The organism is Duganella sp. BJB1802 (assembly GCF_013369445.1).
Classification (GTDB): Bacteria; Pseudomonadota; Gammaproteobacteria; order Burkholderiales; family Burkholderiaceae_D; genus Rugamonas; species Rugamonas vulcania_A.
This window is the reverse complement of the sequence record NZ_JABWEF010000004.1, coordinates 317,966-337,089: the sequence shown is the minus strand read 5'-3', so window position 1 is coordinate 337,089 and position 19,124 is coordinate 317,966. Positions and strand designations below refer to the sequence as shown.

The following is a 19,124-nucleotide window of genomic DNA, read 5'->3' as shown; positions in this document are numbered from 1 at the left end:
TTCACCGGTAGTACATTTCGTCTGGCCGCAGGCCGGAGTGGGAGTAGTCCGTCCGTAACTTTTTATCGACATAGAGGATGACATGCACATCAAGAAAATCACGCTGGCGCTGGCCGGCATTGCGCTGACCGCCTGCGGTGCCAATGAGCACGACACGGCCGAGGACTTAAACGTGCTGCCCGCGTATCTGGGCACCATCAGCAGCAAGACCTACGACGGCACCACCGACGACCTGCTGACCGCCGGCCTGGGCGCGACCGGCCTGGCCGCCACCACGGCGCCGGCGTATGCCGATCCGTCCAATCCCACCGCCGCCGAGCTGCGGCGCAACGCCATCTACGCCAACTACCGTGCCGTGCTCGACATCAACGTCAACAGCGGCTATGGCACGCTGTACGGCCCGAACGTGGACGCCAGGGGCGTGGCCGGAACAGGGCAGGGCATGATCGCCGGCACCGAGTACATCGCCTACTCCGACGACGGCACCGGCAACCAGAACGTGACCCTGATGGTGCAGATCCCGAACGGCTTCGACGTCAACAACCCCTGCATCGTCACCGGCACATCGAGCGGATCGCGCGGCGTGTACGGCGCCATCGGCAGCGCCGGCGAGTGGGGCCTGAAGAACAACTGCGCGGTGGCGTACGCCGACAAGGGCAGCGGTACCGGCCTCTACACCTTCGACGACGACAGCGTGAACCTGCAAAGCGGCGTGCGCTCCACCCGCGCCGCGGCCGGCAAGAACGCCATGTTCGCTCCGGCGCTAAGCGATGCCGACCGCGCCGCGTTCGCCTCGTCGTCGCCCGGGCGCATCGCCTTCAAGCACGCGCACTCGCAGCAGAACCCGGAAAAGGACTGGGGCAAGGTCACCCTGCAATCGCTGGAATTCGCCTTCTACGTGCTCAACGAAAAGTACGGCGTGCTGGCCAAGGACAACAAAAGCCACATCGTGCGCCTGACGCCGAAGAACACGGTGACGATCGCCTCCAGCATCTCCAACGGCGCCGGCTCGGCCCTGCTGGCTGCGGAACAGGACACCAAGGGCCTGATCGGCGGCGTGGCGGCCACCGAGCCGCAGGTTCAGCCCAAGACCGCCACCGGCTACACGGTGCGCCAGGGCGGCGTCAACGTGACAGGGCAGGGCAAGGCGCTGTTCGACTACTCGACGTATGCGGCGCTGTACCAGCCCTGCATCGCCTCCACCGCCGCCGCGCCGGGCCGTTGCACGGCGCTGGCCGCCAAGGGCTTGTTGACCGGCACCGACCTGGCGTCGCAGCAGGCGGACGCCAAGGCGCGTCTGAAGGCCTACGGCTGGCTGGTCGATTCCGACATCCTGCAGGCGGCGCACGCCGGCACCAACATCCTGGTGGCGGTGACGTATGCGAACGCCTATGGCAAGTTCTCGGTGACGGACAAGGTGTGCGGATTCTCGTTCGCCCCGACCGACGCGACCGGCTCGCCGGTGGCGTTCACTGCCGCGCAAAAGGCCAGCAGCTTCGCCACGCAAAACGGCATCGTCGGCAGCGTGGTGTACGAGAATTCGGTGGGTGGCGCCAAGGCCTACAACTTTGGCGTGTCGCCGAGCAGCAGCCTGGCGGACCAGTCGCTGGACGGCTTCCTGTGCCTGCGTTCGCTCGGGACGGGTATCGATCCTGTCACCGGCGGTGCGCTGAGCGGCACGCTGGCGGCGCAGAGCGCGCGCGTGAAGGCGGGCATGGCCGAGGTGGCGGCTACCGGCAATCTGCACGGCAAGCCTGCCATCATCGTGCAGGGACGCAGCGATACGCTGATTCCGGTGAACTTCGCTTCACGCGCCTACCTGGGCCTGAACGCGTCGGTGGAAGGCTCTGCCAGCAAGCTGCGCTACATCGAGGTGACCAACGCCAACCACTTCGATTCCTTCACCAACGCGCTGCCGGCCAACATCGTGCCGTTGCACGTCTACCTGTTCCGCGCGCTGGATGCGATGCTGGCCAATCTGCGCAGTTCGGCGACGCCGCTGCCATCGTCGCAGCTGGTACGCACGGTGCCGCGGGCCGACAACACCACGCCGATCACCGTGGTCAACGTGCCGCCCATCGCCGCCACGCCCGGCGCCAACGCGATCACGGTCAGCGGCACCACGGTCGATGTGCCCAACTAAGGTCTACAAGGCCGCCGCGTAGATCGCCCTCGCATCGTCGCGCGTGACGGTGCGGGGGTTATTCCCCAACAAGCGGGTCTGGAGCATGGCGTCATCCGCCAGCCGGTCCAGATCCGTTTCCCTGATTCCCACCTGCTGCAAAGTCCGCTCTATCCCCGTGATGATGGCTATTTGCTGCATCGCAACAACCAACGCCTCCGCCCTCGCCTCGATGCTGCCGCTGGCCTGAGGCACGACGATCTCCGCCAGTTCCGCGTACAGCCCTGCCGCCTCCGGCGCATTGAAGCGCAGCACGTGCGGCAGCACCAGCGAGTTCGACAGCCCATGCGGCACGTGGAAGATCCCGCCTATCGGATACGCCAGCGCATGCACCGCCGCCACCGGTGCGTTCGAGAACGCCTGCCCGGCCAGCATCGCACCCAGCAGCATGGCCTGGCGCGCCGCCAGGTCGCTGCCGTTTTCGCAGGCGCGGATCAGGTTGGCGGACAGCAGGCTGAGCGCCTTGCGCGCAAAGATGTCGGACAGCGGATTCTTTTTATGGCGGCTGGTGTAGGCCTCGATGGCGTGCACCATTGCGTCGATGCCGGTCGCGGCGGTGACCATGGGCGGCAGGCCGAGCGTCAGTTCTGCATCCAGCAATGCAAGATCGGCATAGAGTTGCGGCGCGACGACGCCCATTTTTGTGGTGGCCCCGGTGGTGACGATGGCGATGTTGGTCACCTCCGAACCGGTGCCGGCGGTGGTCGGAATCTGCACCAGCGGCAGCCGCGAGCCCTTCACATTGCCGATGCCGTAGATCGCGTGGAGCGGCTGGTCATTGCCGGCCAGCACGGCGATCAGCTTGGCGACGTCCATCGAACTGCCGCCGCCGAGACCGATGACGATGTCGGCCCGGTGCTCGCGGGCGGCTGCAACCGCCTCAAGCACCACCGCCTCCGGCGGGTCCGCCACCACGTTGGAATAGATCGCCACCGCCAGGCCCGCCGCGCGCAGGCTGGCGGCCGGTGCATCGACCAGGCCGGTTTTCAGGAAGCCGGGATCGGTGACGAGGAGGGCGCGCTTGGCCGCCGGGAAGCGTTGGGCGATGTGCTCGCCGAGCCGGCCGGCGGCGCCGAGCTCGGAAACGATGTGGGCGACGGTGCTGAAGGCGAACGCTGGGAAGTCGGTCATGGCGGTTCCAGGGTGGTGGATTTCACGTGAAGCTTACCTGATTTGCGCCCGCCCTGGGCCATGCAGGATGTGCATGAGCCGCTTTGAATTTCTTCCGTACAATGTAGCCTTTGCATGGTTGAGGATGGCAAGGCGATGGTCGATTATCTGGTGTTGGGTGTGGCGGCGTTCGGTGCGGGTCTGGTGGATGCGGTGGTTGGGGGCGGGGGGCTGATACAACTCCCTGCCATGTTCTCGGTGTTTCCCAACATGGCGCCCGCCACGCTGATCGGCACCAACAAGCTGGCCAGCATCTTCGGCACCGGCGTCGCGGCGGTGAGCTACGCGCGCCGGGTCGCGATCGCCTGGTCGGTGGCGACGCCGGCCGCACTCGCCGCGCTGGTCTTCGCCTTCCTCGGCGCCTACACCGTGACCAAGGTCTCGGCCGATTTCATGCGCCTGCTGCTGCCGGTGGTACTGGTGGCGGTCGCGATCTACACCTTCGCCAAGAAAGACTTCGGGAGCGTCCACGCGCCCGTGCACTCGGGCGCCAGGGAACAGACGCTGGCGCTGCTGATCGGCGCCGGCATCGGCTTCTACGACGGGTTCTTCGGCCCCGGCACCGGCAGCTTCCTGGTGTTCCTGTTCGTACGCATCTTCGGCTTCGACTTCCTCGGCGCGTCGGCCGTGGCCAAGGTCGTCAATGTGGCGTGCAACTTTGCCGCGCTGGTCTGGTTCGGCTACAGCGGCCACCTGATCTGGCAACTGGGCGCGACCATGGCGGTGGCTCAGATCGCCGGCTCCATCATCGGCTCACGCATGGCGATGAAGCATGGTAGCGGATTCGTGCGCAAGCTGTTCCTGGTCGTGGTCATCGTTTTGATCGTAAAAACTGGCTACGATGCATGGTTGCGGTGGTGACACTGTTTCACGTGGAACAAAGTTTAAGGGCTCTTCGGAGCCCTTTTTCAATGTTTCACGTGGAACAATCCACCGATATTTTTTTTGCTTAAAAAAGTCGCAGCAGCAAAAAGACTCTATAATCTGACCTTGATCCCTTCGCTTTAACCAATTCCAACATGCTATTTCCTACAAAATTCGACGTCATCGTCGTCGGTGGTGGTCACGCCGGCACCGAAGCCGCCCTCGCTTCGGCCCGCATGGGCCAGAAGACTCTGCTGCTCACGCATAACATTGAGACGCTGGGCCAGATGTCGTGCAATCCCTCCATCGGCGGTATCGGCAAAGGCCATCTGGTCAAGGAAGTCGACGCCATGGGCGGCGCCATGGCCATCGCCACCGATGAGTCGGGCATCCAGTTCCGTATCCTGAATTCGTCCAAGGGCCCGGCTGTGCGCGCCACCCGCGCCCAGGCCGACCGCATCCTGTACAAGCAAGCCATCCGTTCGCGCCTGGAAAACCAGCCCAACCTGTGGCTGTTCCAGCAGGCCGTGGACGACCTGATGGTGGAGGGCGAACGCGTGATTGGCGCCGTCACCCAGATCGGCCTGCAGTTCCTGGCGCCGGCCGTGGTGCTGACCGCCGGCACTTTCCTCGATGGGAAGATCCACGTCGGCCTGCAGAACTACTCGGCCGGCCGCGCCGGCGATCCGCCGGCCATCTCGCTGTCGGCCCGCCTGAAGGAACTGAAGCTGCCGCAAGGCCGCCTGAAGACCGGCACGCCGCCGCGCATCGACGGCCGCAGTATCGACTTCTCGCTGATGACCGAACAGCCCGGCGACCTCGATCCGGTGCCGGTGTTCTCGGTGATGGGCAACGCCGCCATGCACCCCGAGCAAATGCCGTGCTGGGTCACGCACACCAACACCCAGACCCACGACATCATCCGCGCCGGCCTGGACCGCAGCCCGATGTACACCGGCGTCATCGAAGGCGTCGGCCCGCGCTACTGCCCGTCGATCGAGGACAAGATCCACCGCTTCTCGGCCAAGGAATCGCACCAGATTTTCCTGGAACCGGAAGGCCTGACCACCAACGAATTCTATCCAAACGGCATCTCCACCAGCCTGCCGTTCGACGTGCAAATCAACCTGGTGCGCTCGATGAAGGGCATGGAAAACGCCCATATCCTGCGTCCCGGCTACGCCATCGAATACGATTATTTCGACCCGCGCGGCCTCAAGGCCTCGCTGGAAACCAAGGCCATCGGCGGCCTGTACTTCGCCGGCCAGATCAACGGCACCACCGGCTACGAGGAAGCGGCGGCGCAGGGCATGCTGGCCGGCATCAACGCCGCGCTGCAAACCCAGGGCCGCGAAGCCTGGACGCCGGCCCGTTCCGAAGCCTACCTGGGCGTGATGGTCGACGATCTGGTCACGCAGGGTGTGATGGAACCGTACCGCATGTTCACCAGCCGCGCCGAGTATCGCCTGAGCCTGCGCGAAGACAACGCCGACATGCGCCTGACCGAGATCGGCCGCAAGCTGGGCTGCGTCGGCGACGCGCAGTGGGAAGCCTTTGAGACCAAGCGCGAAGCCGTCGCGCGCGAGCTGGAGCGCCTGCGTTCCACGTGGGTGAATCCGCGCATCCTGGAAGCGGCCGAATCCGAGCGCGTCATCGGCCAGGCGATCGAGCGCGAGTACTCGCTGGCCAACCTGCTGGCCCGTCCCGGCGTCGAATACGACAAGCTGATGAGCCTGTCCGGCATCGACGGCCGCGAGCTGGCCGGCCCCGGCGTGAGCGACGAAGCGGTGCGCGAACAGGTGGAAATCCAGCTCAAATATTCGGGCTATATCGACCGCCAGACCAAGGAAGTCGAGCGCCACGAGCACTACGAAAACCTGAAATTGCCGGAAGGTTTCAGCTACCTGGACATCACCGCGCTGTCGGTGGAAGTGCGCCAGAAGCTGCACGCGCAGCGTCCGGAAACGCTGGGCCAGGCATCGCGCATCTCCGGCGTGACGCCCGCGGCGATCTCGCTGCTGCTGGTGCACCTGAAGAAAGCCGGTTTCGGCGGATTTGTTAATCAAGATAACGCGCAAAAAGATGAGGCTGTTCAATGAAGGTGTTTGACCGTGTAGCCATTGCGGATGTTTTAAAACAAGGTATCAACAGTCTGAAGCTGGACCTCGGCGACGACCAGGTGGAGAAATTGCTGGACTACCTGGCGCTGCTGAACAAGTGGAACGCGGTGTACAACCTGACCTCGGTGCGCGATCCGATGCAGATGGTCACCCTGCACGTGCTCGATTCGCTGGCGGCGGTGCCCGCCTTCGCCGGCGCGCAGAATGTGCTGGACGTGGGGGCAGGGGGCGGCCTGCCGGGCATGGTGCTGGCGATCAGCCGTCCGGACATGAAGGTGTCGATGATCGACACGGTGCACAAGAAGACCGCCTTCCTGAACCAGGTGAAGGCGGAGCTGGGCCTGGCCAACGTGACGGTGTACACCAAGCGCGTGGAGCAGCTGGAAGTGAAGACCAAGTTCGATGTCATCACCTCGCGGGCGTTTGCCGACCTGTCCGACTTCGTCAACTGGTCCGGGCACCTGCTGCAGGAGGGCGGGCGATTCATCGCCTTGAAAGGGACGGCGCCGGCAGAGGAGCGCGAGCGGCTGCCGGAGCCATGGAAAGTGCAGAAACTGGAACCTTTGGAAGTGCCGGGGCTGGACGCGGAGCGCCACCTGGTATTTATCCAGGCCGAAACCAAGTAAATGATTTATACGATATAAACGGTTTATATGGTTCATACCGTATAAACAGTATAAATCGTTTATATCGTTTTAATAGTATAAATAATTAAGAAGTACAACACAAAGAAATACATGGCGAAAATTTTTTGCGTAGCGAATCAAAAGGGTGGTGTGGGGAAAACCACCACGACGGTAAACTTGGCCGCCGGATTGGCAAAGCTGGGCCAGCGGGTATTGCTGGTCGACCTGGACCCGCAAGGCAACGCGACGATGGGCGCGGGCATCAACAAGGCGGGCCTGCCTGCGTCGACCTATGAGGTGATGCTGGGCGAGTCCGACGTCGCCACCGCGCGCCAGCGTTCGGAGCCGGGACAGTTCGACGTCCTGCCGTCCAACCGCGAGCTGGCCGGCGCCGAAGTCGAGATGGTCTCGCTGGACAACCGCGAGCGCCGCCTGAAGGATGCGCTGGCCGTGGTCGACAAGGAGTACGACTTCATCCTGATCGACTGCCCGCCCGCGCTGTCGATGCTGACCTTGAACGGCCTGTGCGCCGCGCACGGCGTCATCATCCCGATGCAGTGCGAGTACTACGCGCTGGAAGGGCTGTCCGACCTGGTCAACACCATCAAGAAGGTGCACGCCAACCTGAATCCGGACCTGAAGATCATCGGCCTGCTGCGCGTGATGTTCGATCCGCGCATGACGCTATCGCAGCAAGTGTCGGCCCAGCTGGAGCAGCACTTCGGCGACAAGGTCTTCAAAACCATCATCCCCCGCAACGTGCGGCTGGCCGAAGCGCCGTCGTACGGCCTGCCGGGCGTCACCTTCGATCCATCCTCCAAGGGAGCGCAGGCGTATATCGCCTTCGGCGCCGAGATGGTCAAGCGCATCAAGAAAATGTAAGGCAATAAAATGGCAACCAAAAAACTCAAAGGCCTGGGTCGCGGCCTGGAAGCGCTGCTCGGCGGCGACGGCGACATCACCACCCCGGACGCGAACACGCCGTCCGAACTGCCGGTCACGCAGATGCAGGCCGGTAAGTACCAGCCGCGCACGCGCATGGACGAGGGCGGCCTGCAGGAGCTGGCCGCGTCGATCAAGACCCAGGGCATCATGCAACCGATCCTGGTCCGCCCGGTCGGCACCGACAAGCTGACCGGCGCAACCAAGTACGAGATCATCGCCGGCGAACGCCGATTCCGCGCCGCGCAAATCGCCGGCCTGGAAGTGCTCCCTGTTTTGGTGCGCGACGTCGACGACCAGGCCGCCGCCGCGATGGCCCTGATCGAGAACATGCAGCGCGAGGACCTGAATCCGCTGGAAGAAGCGCAGGGCATCCATCGCCTGATCACCGACTTCAGTTTCACGCACGAGCAGGCGGCCACGGCCGTGGGCCGTTCGCGCAGCGCCGTCTCCAACCTGCTGCGCCTGATGAACCTGGCCAATGCGGTCCAGACCATGCTGATGGCCGGCGACATCGACATGGGCCACGCCCGCGCCTTGCTGTCGGTCGACGCCGCGACGCAGATCAACCTGGCCAACATGGTCATCGCCAAACGGTTATCCGTGCGTGAAACCGAAAAGTTGGTGGCAAAAACGCTGGAAGATCAAAAAGCGCCGCCGGCCGAAGCACGTCAAAAAGAGAAATCCGGCGACATCGTCCGCCTGGAAGAAGAATTGTCGGACAAGCTGGCCACCCCGGTCGTCTTCAAGATGGGCAGCAAGGGCCGCGGCCAGATGATCATCGACTTCGCCGACCTGGACATCCTCGACGGCGTCCTCGCCCGCCTGCGCGCCTAACAAAATTGGGGTCAAGTCTGACATTCGGACACGAACTCGGCCGTAGACCGCCGTTACGGCAGAGGCCGTGTCCGAATGTCAGACTTGACCCCAAAAATGCTCCCGAAAAACGAAAACGCTTAACTGGTTCCAACTTGGTGCAACCGGCGCGGAATTGTTTATAAAAGCGTCGCTTTCGTGCACCAATTGCTCTGCTGCGGTGCAGCAATGTTTGACGTGATACAGTAAAGACACATATAATCCCGTGTCTTTGGGTTTTATCGGCTTTTCGGGAGCTCGCCAGATGAATGATTCGACGAGTATTTCCAAGCCGATTTTTAAAGTCGTCGCCCTCCAGTTGGCCATCGCCACTGGATTCGCCTTGCTCGCCTGGAACTTGGGCGGAGTGCTCAAAGCTTGGTCGGCCGCCTATGGCGGAGCAATCGCAGTCATCGGGAGTCTGATGTACGCGATGATTGTTGCGGGCGGAACAAATGACGCCAAAAAAGCTTTCCGGTCGCATGTACGCGCCGAAGTTGTAAAAATATTTATCACGGTAGTGCTGTTTATTTTGGCACTGGCGCTGTTTCAGTCGGCCTCTTGGTTATGGCTGATCTTGGGTTTCGCGGTGGCAACCTTAGCTTATTGGTTTTCACTGCTCGCAATTTAATCACCAAAATCTACTACTTTTATGACCACAGAAAACGCTGTAGGGGCACACGAAGCGCCCACCTCCATCGAGTACATTCAGCATCACCTGTCGCATCTGAAGTCTGCGGATGGCGCCTTTAACCTGGACACGTTCTGGGTTTCGGCCATTCTGGGCTTGATTTTCCTCGGTGTGTTCTACATGGCCTCGCGCCGCGCGACCGCCGGCGTGCCGGGCAAGCTGCAAAACTTCGTCGAAGCCGTCATGGAGCTGGTGAACGAAGTCGTCAATTCCGCATTCCACGCCAAGAGCAAGGTTATCGCGCCGCTGGCCATCACGATCTTCTGCTGGGTTTGGCTGATGAACGCGATGGACTTCCTGCCGGTCGACCTGCTGCCTAAGCTGCTTGGCTACGCTGGCGTCCACAAGCTGCGAGTCGTGCCGACCGCGGACGTCAACCACACTTTCGGCATGTCGTTCGGCGTCATGCTGTGCATTATTGGTTTCTCGATCAAAGCCAAAGGTCTCGGCGGCTGGGGTAAAGAGTTGCTGACCGCGCCGTTCCACGCCCATGGCTTCATGGCTGTCGTGCTGGCCCCGGTCAACTTCATCTTCCAGATGATCGAGTTGCTGGCCAAGCCACTGTCGCTGTCGCTGCGACTCTTCGGCAATATGTATGCCGGCGAGCTGCTGTTCATTCTGATCGCTCTGCTGCCATGGTGGGCGCAGTGGCTGCTGGGTGGTCCTTGGGTTATCTTCCACATCCTGGTGGTGACCCTGCAAGCGTTTGTGTTTATGGCGTTGACTGTCGTGTACCTGAGCCTCGCGGTTGAGAAGCACTAAGCAACAAAATCGTTTTTAACTTTTCAGTATCGTAGTCTTTTTTAAAATCTTAGGAGAAATTCAATGCAAGCTCTGATCGCACAAGTACAAAGCATGACCGTTCTGGCCGCAGCAATCATCATCGGCCTGGCCGCTATCGGCACCGCACTCGGTTTCGCAATTCTGGGCGGCAAATTCCTGGAAGCTTCGGCTCGTCAACCAGAACTGATGCCACAACTGCAAACCAAACTGTTCGTTATCGCCGGTCTGCTGGATGCGATCTCGATGATCGGCGTCGGCGTTGCTCTGCTGTACACCTTCAGCAACCCATTCCTGGCAGCTGTTCTGGCGGCACATTAATTCGCTCCCTTCTAGGAGAAACTTTTAGTTAGGAGCAAAGGTATGGACATCAATATGTCTCTCATCGGTCAGATGATCACCTTCGCGGTGTTGGTCTGGGTTTCGATGAAGTTCGTATTTCCATCGCTGAATGCAGCGTTGGATGAGCGTGCCAAGCGTATCGCTGATGGTCTGGCTGCGGCCGACCAAGGCCAGCAAGCGATGGTAGTGGCTGAGAAGCGCGCCAGCGAAGCGCTGGCAGGTGCACGCGAAGAAGCTTCGCAACGCGTTGCCGACGCTGAAAAGCGCGCGCAACTGGTGGCAGAAGAAATCAAAGCTAATGCACAAGCCGAAGCGGACCGCATCATTGCGCAAGCCAAGGCCGACGCCGATCAGCAACTGGCCAAGGCGCGCGAAGCGCTGCGCGCTCAGGTGGCTGACCTGGCTGTGAAGGGCGCCGAGCAAATCCTCAAGCGCGAAGTCAACGCCTCGGCCCACGCCGATCTGTTGTCGCGCCTGTCTGTCGAGCTGTAATCATGGCAGAAAACGCAACCGTCGCCCGTCCCTACGCGGAAGCTTTGTTCCGCGTAGCCCAAGCAGGTAAGGAATCGTTCAACCTCGCGGCGTGGTCCGAACTGGTGGCCGAACTGGCCCAGATCGGTGCCCACCCCGAGGTGCAAGCATTCGCCCGCAACCCGAAAGCTTCGGCTAGCGATGTGAGCGCCGCCATTACGGCACTGGTCAAGTCGCCGCTCAACACGGAAGCGAAAAACTTCCTGGCGATGCTGGTCGAAAACGGCCGCATCAGTCTGCTGCCGGAAATCGGCGCGCAATTCCAGGCGTTGAAAAACGCCGTGGAAGGTGCGGCAGACGCCGACATCACCAGCGCCTTCGACCTGAGCTCGGCTCAAGTGAGCGAGCTGGTCGCCACGCTGGAGAAGAAATTCAGCCGCAAGCTGAACCCGGTCGTGACCGTGGATCCCGCGTTGATCGGTGGCGTGCGCGTCGTCGTTGGCGACCAGGTGCTGGACACGTCGGTCCGCGCCAAGTTGCAGCAAATGCGTGTTGCGCTGGTCGCGTAAGCGCCGCTTAGAACAGATTCTTCATCTCGCGCAAGCTGAGAGAAACACTTTTAGGAGTTAGTATGCAACTCAACCCATCTGAAATCAGCGAGCTGATCAAGAGCCGTATCCAAGGCCTTGATGGCGGCGCTGAAGTACGCAACCAAGGCACGGTTATTTCCGTGGCCGACGGTATCGTCCGCATCCACGGCCTGTCGGACGTGATGCAGGGCGAAATGCTGGAATTCCCTGGTAACACCTTTGGTCTGGCGATGAACCTGGAGCGTGACTCCGTCGGCGCCGTGATTCTGGGTGCTTACGAGCACATCTCCGAAGGCGACACGGTCAAGTGCACCGGCCGCATCCTGGAAGTGCCGGTCGGTCCTGAACTGCGTGGCCGCGTGGTCAACGCCCTGGGCCAGCCGATCGACGGCAAAGGCGCTGTCGATGCCAAACTGACCGCACCAATCGAAAAGATCGCGCCGGGCGTTATCGCCCGCGAGTCCGTCTCGCAGCCTATGCAGACCGGCCTGAAATCGATCGACGCGATGGTACCAATTGGCCGTGGCCAGCGCGAGCTGATCATCGGCGACCGTCAAACCGGTAAGTCCGCCGTGGCCGTTGATGCGATCATCAACCAAAAAGGCCAGGGCATGACCTGCATCTACGTGGCTATCGGTCAGAAAGCCTCGACGATCAAGAACATCGTGCGTTCGCTGGAACAGCACGGCGCGATGGAGTACACCATCGTTGTGGCCGCATCGGCCGCCGAATCGGCAGCGATGCAGTACATCTCGGCCTACTCGGGCTGCACCATGGGCGAGTACTTCCGCGACCGCGGCGAAGACGCGCTGATCGTGTACGACGACCTGTCCAAGCAAGCCGTGGCCTACCGTCAGATCTCCCTGCTGCTGCGCCGCCCACCAGGCCGCGAAGCCTACCCAGGCGACGTGTTCTACCTGCACTCCCGTCTGCTGGAACGCGCAGCACGCGTCAACGCCGACTACGTCGAAGCCTTCACCGGCGGCGCAGTCAAAGGCAAGACCGGCTCGCTGACCGCACTGCCGATCATTGAAACCCAGGCTGGCGACGTTTCGGCGTTCGTTCCAACCAACGTGATTTCGATTACCGACGGCCAGATCTTCCTGGAAACCTCGCTGTTCAACTCGGGCATCCGTCCTGCGATCAACGCCGGTATCTCGGTGTCGCGCGTTGGTGGCGCCGCTCAGACCAAGGTCATCAAAAACCTGTCCGGCGGTATCCGTACCGACTTGGCGCAGTACCGTGAACTGGCTGCGTTCGCGCAGTTCGCTTCCGACCTGGACGAATCGACCCGCAAGCAGCTGGACCGCGGCGCCCGCGTGACCGAACTGCTGAAGCAGGCTCAGTACTCGCCACTGTCGATCTCCATGATGGCCGCTTCGCTGTTCGCAGTGAACAAGGGCTACCTGGACGACGTGCCTGTCAAGAAAGTTCTGCCGTTCGAAGCTGGCCTGCACGCCTACCTGAAGACCAAGCAAGCTGACCTGATGTCCAAGATTGAATCGTCGAAGCAACTGGACAAGGACGGCGAAGCAACGCTGTCGGCCGCCATTGCTGACTTCAAGAAATCCGGCGCATATTAATCGGCACGGCGATCCAGACTGAACCCTGGATCGCCTTCAGCGCAGAAGGAGTAAGGACTCATGGCAGTAGGCAAAGAGATACGTGGCAAGATCAAGAGCGTAGAGAATACGAAGAAGATCACCAAGGCGATGGAAATGGTCGCCGCATCGAAAATGCGCAAAGCGCAGGATCGCATGCGCGCCGCCCGTCCCTACAGTGAAAAGATTCGCAATATCGCCGCTAATCTGGCTACCGCAAATCCGGAATACACCCACCCGTTCCTGGCTGAAGAGCAAAAGGACACGGCGAAGGCAGTTGGCTTCGTGATCGTCACCACCGACAAAGGTCTGTGCGGCGGCATGAACACCAACATCCTGCGCATGGTGACGGCGAAAACCCGTGAGCTGGAAACAGCCGGCAACAAGATTGCCGCGGTAGCTATCGGTAACAAAGGTTTGGGTTTTTTGAATCGCGTGGGCATCCCTGTCGTTGCGCAAGTAACGCAGATCGGCGACACGCCGCACCTGGAAAAACTGATCGGACCGGTCAAGGTCATGCTGGAAAAGTTCCAGAATGGCGAGATCGACGCAGTCTACCTGTGCTACACCAAGTTCATTAACACGATGAAGCAAGAGCCGGTAGTGGAGCAGTTGCTGCCACTGCCAGCGGCCAAGACGCAGGCTGACGCAGGTAATCACAACTGGGATTACATCTACGAGCCAGACGCGGCGACCGTGATTGATGAGCTGCTGGAGCGCTATGTGGAAGCGCTGGTGTACCAGTCGGTGGCGGAAAACCTGGCGTCCGAGCAATCGGCGCGTATGGTGGCGATGAAATCGGCAAGCGACAACGCCGGTAACGTGATCGGCGAATTGAAGCTGATTTACAACAAGACCCGTCAAGCTGCGATTACCAAAGAACTCTCCGAAATCGTCGCCGGTGCGGCTGCGGTTTAAACGAATTTAACTATATTTGAAGGAACGAACATGGCTGATGGCAAAATCGTTCAGTGTATCGGCGCTGTGGTGGACGTAGAGTTTCCACGCAACGCGATGCCTAAGGTATTTGATGCCTTGAAGATGGCTGGCTCCGAGCTGACCCTGGAAGTACAACAACAGCTGGGCGACGGCGTGGTCCGTACCATTGCTCTGGGTTCGTCCGACGGCCTGCGCCGCGGCATGATGATCCAGAACACCGGCAAGCCGATCATGGTGCCAGTGGGTAAAGCTACCCTGGGTCGCATCATGGACGTGCTGGGCAACCCGATCGACGAATGCGGCCCGGTCGCTCACGACCAGATCGCCTCGATCCACCGCACGCCTCCTGCATACGACGAACTGTCGCCATCGCAGGACCTGCTGGAAACCGGCATCAAAGTTATCGACCTGGTCTGCCCGTTCGCAAAAGGCGGTAAGGTCGGTCTGTTCGGCGGTGCAGGTGTGGGCAAGACCGTGAACATGATGGAACTGATCAACAACATCGCCAAAGCGCACTCGGGTCTGTCCGTGTTCGCCGGCGTTGGTGAGCGTACCCGCGAAGGTAACGACTTCTACCACGAAATGGCTGACGCCAAAGTGGTCGACCTGGAAAACCCGGCCAACTCGAAAGTGGCGATGGTCTACGGTCAGATGAACGAACCACCTGGCAACCGTCTGCGCGTCGCGCTGACCGGCCTGACCATGGCGGAAGCGTTCCGTGACGAAGGCAAGGACGTTCTGTTCTTCGTCGATAACATCTACCGCTTCACGCTGGCCGGTACCGAAGTTTCCGCACTGCTGGGCCGTATGCCTTCCGCAGTGGGTTACCAGCCTACCCTGGCCGAAGAAATGGGCCGTCTGCAAGAGCGCATCACCTCGACCAAGACCGGTTCGATCACCTCGATCCAGGCCGTCTACGTTCCAGCGGATGACTTGACCGACCCATCGCCAGCGACCACCTTCGGTCACCTGGATTCGACCGTCGTTCTGTCGCGTGACATCGCCTCGCTGGGTATCTACCCTGCGGTGGACCCGCTGGATTCGACCTCGCGTCAGCTGGATCCGCTGGTCGTCGGCCAAGAGCACTACGACACCGCGCGCGCTGTTCAGGGCACCCTGCAGCGTTACAAGGAACTGCGCGACATCATCGCGATTCTGGGCATGGACGAACTGGCGCCGGAAGACAAGCTGCTGGTATCGCGCGCACGTAAGATGCAGCGTTTCCTGTCGCAGCCATTCCACGTTGCTGAAGTGTTTACCGGTTCGCCAGGTAAATACGTTTCGCTGAAAGACACGATCAAGGGCTTCAAAATGATCGCTTCCGGCGAACTCGATCACCTGCCAGAACAAGCGTTCTACATGGTTGGCACGATCGACGAAGCAATCGAAAAAGCCAAGAAACTCAACTAATCGTTGAGCTTTGAGCGCGGCCCTGTGCAAGCGGGGCCGCATCACACCGACAGGACACACATGGCAAACACTATTCACGTTGACGTGGTTTCCGCCGAGGAGTTGATCTACTCGGGCGAAGCCGAATTCGTCGCGTTGCCGGGCGAGCAGGGCGAGCTGGGGATCTATCCCAAGCACACGCCGCTGATCACCCGCATCCGTCCGGGCGCGGTGCGCATCCAGGTACCAGGTCAAGCCGAGGAAGAATTTGTCTTCGTCGCTGGCGGCCTGCTGGAAGTGCAGCCGGGCGCCGTGACGGTGCTGGCGGATACCGCGATTCGCGGCAAGGATCTGGACGAGGCCAAAGCGGCAGCGGCCAAGAAACGCGCCGAAGAAGCGCTGGCGAACAACACCTCCGGGATCGACTACGCGAAAGCGCAAGCCGAACTGGCGGCGGCCATCGGCCAGCTGGCGGCGATCGCCAAACTGCGCGCCAAGCACTAAGCAACGCAAAGCATCACAGCAAAAAGGCAGCCTCGGCTGCCTTTTTTATTGCGCGGCGTTGGTCAGTTCGCAGCAGGGGATGCGTCAGGATTGCCAAGATGACGAATGGGATACGCGGGATTGCCCGGAGCGACCCGGCTGACCACAACACGGACTTCGTCGTTCGGAAAAAAGTGCATGTAGATGCTGCCCGGCGCTTCGTACTTCTCGACTTCCACCGTTTTTTCTCTCACTACGTGTTGATGTCCTTCAGGCATATCCCATCGCACTAAAACCTGCATGCCGGGATACCACACACGCGGGATGGAAGTGCAGCAGATATTGGCGAAGCCTTCCCCCCAGCGCGCCATATTCCCGCCACCGGCGCCATCAACCGATGCGGAATCAATGTAATTGCCGGTGTGGTTAACAATTCCGATCTGAGCATTGGCTCGGTCATTCGGCCGCGCCCGCGATTGATGCAACGCGCATCCCGAGATGGCCACCGCCGAGGCGATGGCGAATAAGTGTATAAATCGTTTCATTTCGTGATTTCTTCACTCTGCCTGTGGTCGTTTTGAAGCTGGGCGCGCGTCAGGATTGCCAAGATGGCGAATGGGATATTCGGGACTACCTGGTATAACCGGGCTAACCACCACGCGGACCTCGTCGTTCGGGAAAAAGTGCATGTAGATGCTGCCTGTTTCTTCATATTTCTCCACTTCGACTATTTTCTCTTTCACGATGTGTTTATGCCCCTCTGGCATATCCCATCGGACCAAAACCTTCATACCTGGATACCATGCACGCGGAATGGAAGTGCAACAGATATTGGCGTATCCCTCTCCCCAACTTTCCATATGCCCGCCCCCGGCGCCATCTACCGAGGCCGAATAAATATAATTGCCGGTATGGTTGACGATCCCGACCTGGGCCGTGGCCCTGTCGCGCGGCTGCGCCTGCGGTTGATGCAGCGCGCAACCCGAGACAGCTACCGCCGAGGCGACGGTGAATAAGTGTATAAATCGTTTCATCTCGTGATTCTTCGCCTGTCAGTTTGAAGCCGGTGGCGTGTCAGGATTGCCAAGATGACGAATGGGATATGCGGGATTGCCCGGAGCGACCCGGCTGACCACAACACGGACTTCGTCGTTCGGAAAAAAGTGCATGTAGATGCTGCCCGGCGCTTCGTACTTCTCGACTTCCACCGTTTTTTCTTTCACTATGTGTTGCAGTCCTTCAGGCATATCCCATCGCACTAAAACCTGCATGCCGGGATACCACACACGCGGGATGGAAGTGCAGCAGATATTGGCGAAGCCTTCCCCCCAACTTTCCATATTGCCGCCACCGGCGCCATCTACCGAGGCGGAATAAATATAGCTGCCAGTATGGTTAACAATCCCGATCTGAGCGTTGGCCCTGTCGCTCGGCTGCACCCGCGATTGATGCAATGCACATCCCGAGATAGCTAACGCCGAGGCGACGGCGAGTAAGTGTATAAATCGTTTCATCTCATGATTTCTTCGCGTGTGGTCAGTTTGAAGCCGGGGGCGCGTCAGGATTGCCGAGATGGCGAATGGGATATTCGGGACTACCTGGTATAACCGGGCTAACCACCACGCGGACCTCGTCGTTCGGGAAGAAGTGCATGTAGATGCTGCCCGGCTTGTCGTACTTCTCGACTTCCACCGTTTTTTCTTTGATGACATCTTGAATGCCAATCGGCATATTCCAACGCACCAGCACCTTCATACCGGGATACCACACACGCGGTATGGAAGTGCAGCAGATATTGGCGAAGCCTTGTCCCCAGCGTGCCATATTCCCGCCGCCGGCGCCATCTACCGAGGCCGAATAAATATAATTGCCGGTATGGTTGACGATCCCGACCTGGGCAGTGGCCCTGTCGCTCGGCTGCGCCTGCGGTTGATGCGATGCGCATCCCGAGATAGCCAACGCCGAGGCCAGCGCGAATAAGTGTATAAATCGTTTCATTTTTTCAGCCCAACCTGTTGCGCTGGCGCGGCGTGAAGCCCGTTGGCGATGGCCACCCGCGGATGCCGCTCCACACGTGGTGATATGAGTGATTTTTCATAGTGCGACCATGGCCGCCAGCAGCTCGGCGAAGGCGATCGCCGCCGCGCTTTGGTAAGCGCCTTTCCGGCTCAGCAGCGCAACGCCGCGGTGGGCGAAGGCCGGCGTCAGGGCGATGGCCCGCAGCCCCTCGTGCTCGCGCGCGATGGCGTCCGGCAGTATCGTCGCGATGCTGCCCCGGCGAACAATCTCGACTATCCCGCTGATCGTGTTGGCCTCGACGGCTATCCTCGGGCGCATGCCCTGCGCCTGGAAGTACGCGTCCACATGCACGCGGGTGGCGAAATCTGCGGTCAGCAGCGCCAGCGGCATGGCCGCCAGGTCGGCCGGAGCGATGCCATCCTCGCGCGCGGTGAACGGATGGCCGGCGCCCACCACCACGCTGAGCTGCTCGACAAATAGCGCGCGGCAATCGAGCTCCGCCGACCGCACCGCGCTGAAGGCGATGGCGAGATCGACCTCGTCTTCCGCCAGCGCGGATTCGATCGCGTCCAGCGCCATCTCGCGGATGTTGATGGCGATGCCGGGATAGCGGGCGTTGAAGCGCTCGATCGCCGGCCCCACCAGATAGGCGGTGAAGGTCGGCGTCATCGCCAGGCGCAGCGCGCCGCGCGACAGGTCGCGGACGTCGTGGATGGCGCGCTGTCCCGCTTGAAGTTCCCTCAATGCCCTGCGCGCGTATTCGATATAAGCCGTTCCGGCGTCGGTCGGCCGCACCGTCCGTCCGCTCCGGTCCAGCAGCTGGGCACCCAGCGTGTCCTCCAGCTGGCGGATCTGCTGCGACAACGTCGGCTGCGACACATGCAGCACCTCGGCGGCGCGGGTGAAATTCTGGTGCTCCACGACGGCGAGCAGGTAGCGGATATGGCGTAGTTGCATGTCTTAAAACTATAGGTATTGCTTATGGACTTCATTGTATATGAGTCTTGGACGTAATAGCTCCACCGCCTCATCATGACGTCACTGCCTCATCACACAAGGA

At 60.8% G+C, this 19,124-nt stretch carries 21 protein-coding genes; 15 read left to right on the top strand and 6 right to left on the bottom strand.

All coding sequences use genetic code 11. The annotated features are described in order from the left end of the window. Positions 1-82 precede the first annotated feature (82 nt). Complete coding sequence (locus HUX88_RS09295) at positions 83-2,143, top strand: 3-hydroxybutyrate oligomer hydrolase family protein (protein ID WP_176361577.1); 2,061 nt, start codon at positions 83-85, stop codon at positions 2,141-2,143. A 3-nt stretch (positions 2,144-2,146) separates the two neighbouring features. Here the strand turns inward: HUX88_RS09295 and HUX88_RS09290 are convergent, their stop codons facing one another. Next, positions 2,147-3,313 (bottom strand): iron-containing alcohol dehydrogenase, encoded by a 1,167-nt coding sequence (locus tag HUX88_RS09290; protein WP_176361576.1) that lies wholly within the window; start codon positions 3,311-3,313, stop codon positions 2,147-2,149. 135 nt (positions 3,314-3,448) lie between these two features. On the opposite strand from HUX88_RS09290, the gene HUX88_RS09285 reads away from it, so the two are divergent. From HUX88_RS09285 to HUX88_RS09220, 14 genes are all read left to right on the top strand, one after another. Then, positions 3,449-4,213 (top strand): TSUP family transporter, encoded by a 765-nt coding sequence (locus tag HUX88_RS09285; RefSeq protein ID WP_117012752.1) that lies wholly within the window; start codon positions 3,449-3,451, stop codon positions 4,211-4,213. A gap of 158 nt (positions 4,214-4,371) precedes the next feature. Further along, positions 4,372-6,315, top strand: a complete 1,944-nt coding sequence (mnmG, locus tag HUX88_RS09280) for a tRNA uridine-5-carboxymethylaminomethyl(34) synthesis enzyme MnmG (RefSeq protein WP_176361575.1) — start codon at positions 4,372-4,374, stop codon at positions 6,313-6,315. Continuing rightward, complete coding sequence (rsmG, locus tag HUX88_RS09275; RefSeq protein WP_176361574.1) at positions 6,312-6,962, top strand: 16S rRNA (guanine(527)-N(7))-methyltransferase RsmG; 651 nt, start codon at positions 6,312-6,314, stop codon at positions 6,960-6,962. Before mnmG ends, rsmG begins: the two co-directional genes overlap by 4 nt. 111 nt (positions 6,963-7,073) lie before the next feature. Beyond that, positions 7,074-7,844 (top strand): ParA family protein, encoded by a 771-nt coding sequence (locus HUX88_RS09270; RefSeq protein ID WP_117012353.1) that lies wholly within the window; start codon positions 7,074-7,076, stop codon positions 7,842-7,844. 9 nt (positions 7,845-7,853) lie between these two features. Continuing rightward, complete coding sequence (locus tag HUX88_RS09265; protein WP_117012354.1) at positions 7,854-8,741, top strand: ParB/RepB/Spo0J family partition protein; 888 nt, start codon at positions 7,854-7,856, stop codon at positions 8,739-8,741. Between the two features lie 283 nt (positions 8,742-9,024). Continuing rightward, the gene (locus HUX88_RS09260) at positions 9,025-9,390 is read left to right on the top strand and encodes an ATP synthase subunit I (protein WP_117012753.1); all 366 of its coding nucleotides are present in this window, start codon (positions 9,025-9,027) and stop codon (positions 9,388-9,390) included. Positions 9,391-9,411: 21 nt separating this feature from the next. Next, positions 9,412-10,212, top strand: coding sequence for a F0F1 ATP synthase subunit A (gene atpB, locus HUX88_RS09255; protein WP_117012355.1), 801 nt, complete (start codon positions 9,412-9,414; stop codon positions 10,210-10,212). A gap of 75 nt (positions 10,213-10,287) precedes the next feature. After that, positions 10,288-10,551: a F0F1 ATP synthase subunit C gene (atpE, locus tag HUX88_RS09250; protein ID WP_371875058.1), complete on the top strand. Its 264-nt coding sequence runs from the start codon at positions 10,288-10,290 to the stop codon at positions 10,549-10,551. A 42-nt stretch (positions 10,552-10,593) separates the two neighbouring features. Continuing rightward, positions 10,594-11,064 carry a F0F1 ATP synthase subunit B gene (locus HUX88_RS09245; protein ID WP_117012356.1) on the top strand — a complete coding sequence of 157 codons (471 nt, stop codon included), beginning with the start codon at positions 10,594-10,596 and terminating at the stop codon, positions 11,062-11,064. 2 nt (positions 11,065-11,066) lie between these two features. After that, positions 11,067-11,612 carry a F0F1 ATP synthase subunit delta gene (locus HUX88_RS09240; protein ID WP_161084274.1) on the top strand — a complete coding sequence of 182 codons (546 nt, stop codon included), beginning with the start codon at positions 11,067-11,069 and terminating at the stop codon, positions 11,610-11,612. Between the two features lie 62 nt (positions 11,613-11,674). Next, the gene (gene atpA / locus HUX88_RS09235; protein WP_117012358.1) at positions 11,675-13,216 is read left to right on the top strand and encodes a F0F1 ATP synthase subunit alpha; all 1,542 of its coding nucleotides are present in this window, start codon (positions 11,675-11,677) and stop codon (positions 13,214-13,216) included. A gap of 60 nt (positions 13,217-13,276) precedes the next feature. Next, positions 13,277-14,152: a F0F1 ATP synthase subunit gamma gene (gene atpG / locus HUX88_RS09230; protein WP_117012359.1), complete on the top strand. Its 876-nt coding sequence runs from the start codon at positions 13,277-13,279 to the stop codon at positions 14,150-14,152. 30 nt (positions 14,153-14,182) lie between these two features. Then, on the top strand, positions 14,183-15,583 hold the full coding sequence (atpD, locus tag HUX88_RS09225; protein WP_117012360.1) for a F0F1 ATP synthase subunit beta: 1,401 nt from the start codon (positions 14,183-14,185) through the stop codon (positions 15,581-15,583). A 60-nt stretch (positions 15,584-15,643) separates the two neighbouring features. Next, positions 15,644-16,066 carry a F0F1 ATP synthase subunit epsilon gene (locus HUX88_RS09220; RefSeq protein WP_008443442.1) on the top strand — a complete coding sequence of 141 codons (423 nt, stop codon included), beginning with the start codon at positions 15,644-15,646 and terminating at the stop codon, positions 16,064-16,066. A 62-nt stretch (positions 16,067-16,128) separates the two neighbouring features. Here HUX88_RS09220 and HUX88_RS09215 read toward each other — a convergent pair whose 3' ends face one another. The 5 genes from HUX88_RS09215 to cynR all read right to left on the bottom strand — a co-directional run bounded on the left by HUX88_RS09215 (position 16,129) and on the right by cynR (position 19,021). Next, positions 16,129-16,590 carry a DUF3304 domain-containing protein gene (locus tag HUX88_RS09215; RefSeq protein WP_176361573.1) on the bottom strand — a complete coding sequence of 154 codons (462 nt, stop codon included), beginning with the start codon at positions 16,588-16,590 and terminating at the stop codon, positions 16,129-16,131. 12 nt (positions 16,591-16,602) lie between these two features. Beyond that, entirely contained in the window at positions 16,603-17,079 is a 477-nt protein-coding gene (locus HUX88_RS09210; protein ID WP_176361572.1) for a DUF3304 domain-containing protein, read from the bottom strand. A gap of 18 nt (positions 17,080-17,097) precedes the next feature. Then, a complete protein-coding gene (locus HUX88_RS09205) occupies positions 17,098-17,559 on the bottom strand; it encodes a DUF3304 domain-containing protein (RefSeq protein ID WP_176361571.1) in 462 nt (153 codons plus the stop codon). Between the two features lie 22 nt (positions 17,560-17,581). After that, positions 17,582-18,043, bottom strand: coding sequence for a DUF3304 domain-containing protein (locus tag HUX88_RS09200; protein WP_117012362.1), 462 nt, complete (start codon positions 18,041-18,043; stop codon positions 17,582-17,584). 96 nt (positions 18,044-18,139) lie between these two features. Further along, on the bottom strand, positions 18,140-19,021 hold the full coding sequence (gene cynR, locus HUX88_RS09195; protein WP_176361570.1) for a transcriptional regulator CynR: 882 nt from the start codon (positions 19,019-19,021) through the stop codon (positions 18,140-18,142). Between the last annotated feature and the right edge of the window lie 103 nt (positions 19,022-19,124).

Bases quoted from the DNA above. Each gene is read 5' to 3' on its own strand.
- cynR (WP_176361570.1), bottom strand. From the start codon at position 19,021: ATGCAACTACGCCATATCCGCTACCTGCTCGCCGTCGTGGAGCACCAG.
- HUX88_RS09285 (WP_117012752.1), top strand. From the start codon at position 3,449: ATGGTCGATTATCTGGTGTTGGGTGTGGCGGCGTTCGGTGCGGGTCTG.
- HUX88_RS09240 (WP_161084274.1), top strand. From the start codon at position 11,067: ATGGCAGAAAACGCAACCGTCGCCCGTCCCTACGCGGAAGCTTTGTTC.
- HUX88_RS09205 (WP_176361571.1), bottom strand. From the start codon at position 17,559: ATGAAACGATTTATACACTTACTCGCCGTCGCCTCGGCGTTAGCTATC.
- atpA (WP_117012358.1), top strand. From the start codon at position 11,675: ATGCAACTCAACCCATCTGAAATCAGCGAGCTGATCAAGAGCCGTATC.
- atpG (WP_117012359.1), top strand. From the start codon at position 13,277: ATGGCAGTAGGCAAAGAGATACGTGGCAAGATCAAGAGCGTAGAGAAT.
- HUX88_RS09260 (WP_117012753.1), top strand. From the start codon at position 9,025: ATGAATGATTCGACGAGTATTTCCAAGCCGATTTTTAAAGTCGTCGCC.
- HUX88_RS09200 (WP_117012362.1), bottom strand. From the start codon at position 18,043: ATGAAACGATTTATACACTTATTCGCGCTGGCCTCGGCGTTGGCTATC.
- HUX88_RS09220 (WP_008443442.1), top strand. From the start codon at position 15,644: ATGGCAAACACTATTCACGTTGACGTGGTTTCCGCCGAGGAGTTGATC.
- mnmG (WP_176361575.1), top strand. From the start codon at position 4,372: ATGCTATTTCCTACAAAATTCGACGTCATCGTCGTCGGTGGTGGTCAC.
- HUX88_RS09290 (WP_176361576.1), bottom strand. From the start codon at position 3,313: ATGACCGACTTCCCAGCGTTCGCCTTCAGCACCGTCGCCCACATCGTT.
- HUX88_RS09265 (WP_117012354.1), top strand. From the start codon at position 7,854: ATGGCAACCAAAAAACTCAAAGGCCTGGGTCGCGGCCTGGAAGCGCTG.
- HUX88_RS09215 (WP_176361573.1), bottom strand. From the start codon at position 16,590: ATGAAACGATTTATACACTTATTCGCCATCGCCTCGGCGGTGGCCATC.
- atpD (WP_117012360.1), top strand. From the start codon at position 14,183: ATGGCTGATGGCAAAATCGTTCAGTGTATCGGCGCTGTGGTGGACGTA.
- HUX88_RS09210 (WP_176361572.1), bottom strand. From the start codon at position 17,079: ATGAAACGATTTATACACTTATTCACCGTCGCCTCGGCGGTAGCTGTC.
- rsmG (WP_176361574.1), top strand. From the start codon at position 6,312: ATGAAGGTGTTTGACCGTGTAGCCATTGCGGATGTTTTAAAACAAGGT.
- HUX88_RS09295 (WP_176361577.1), top strand. From the start codon at position 83: ATGCACATCAAGAAAATCACGCTGGCGCTGGCCGGCATTGCGCTGACC.
- HUX88_RS09270 (WP_117012353.1), top strand. From the start codon at position 7,074: ATGGCGAAAATTTTTTGCGTAGCGAATCAAAAGGGTGGTGTGGGGAAA.
- atpB (WP_117012355.1), top strand. From the start codon at position 9,412: ATGACCACAGAAAACGCTGTAGGGGCACACGAAGCGCCCACCTCCATC.
- HUX88_RS09245 (WP_117012356.1), top strand. From the start codon at position 10,594: ATGGACATCAATATGTCTCTCATCGGTCAGATGATCACCTTCGCGGTG.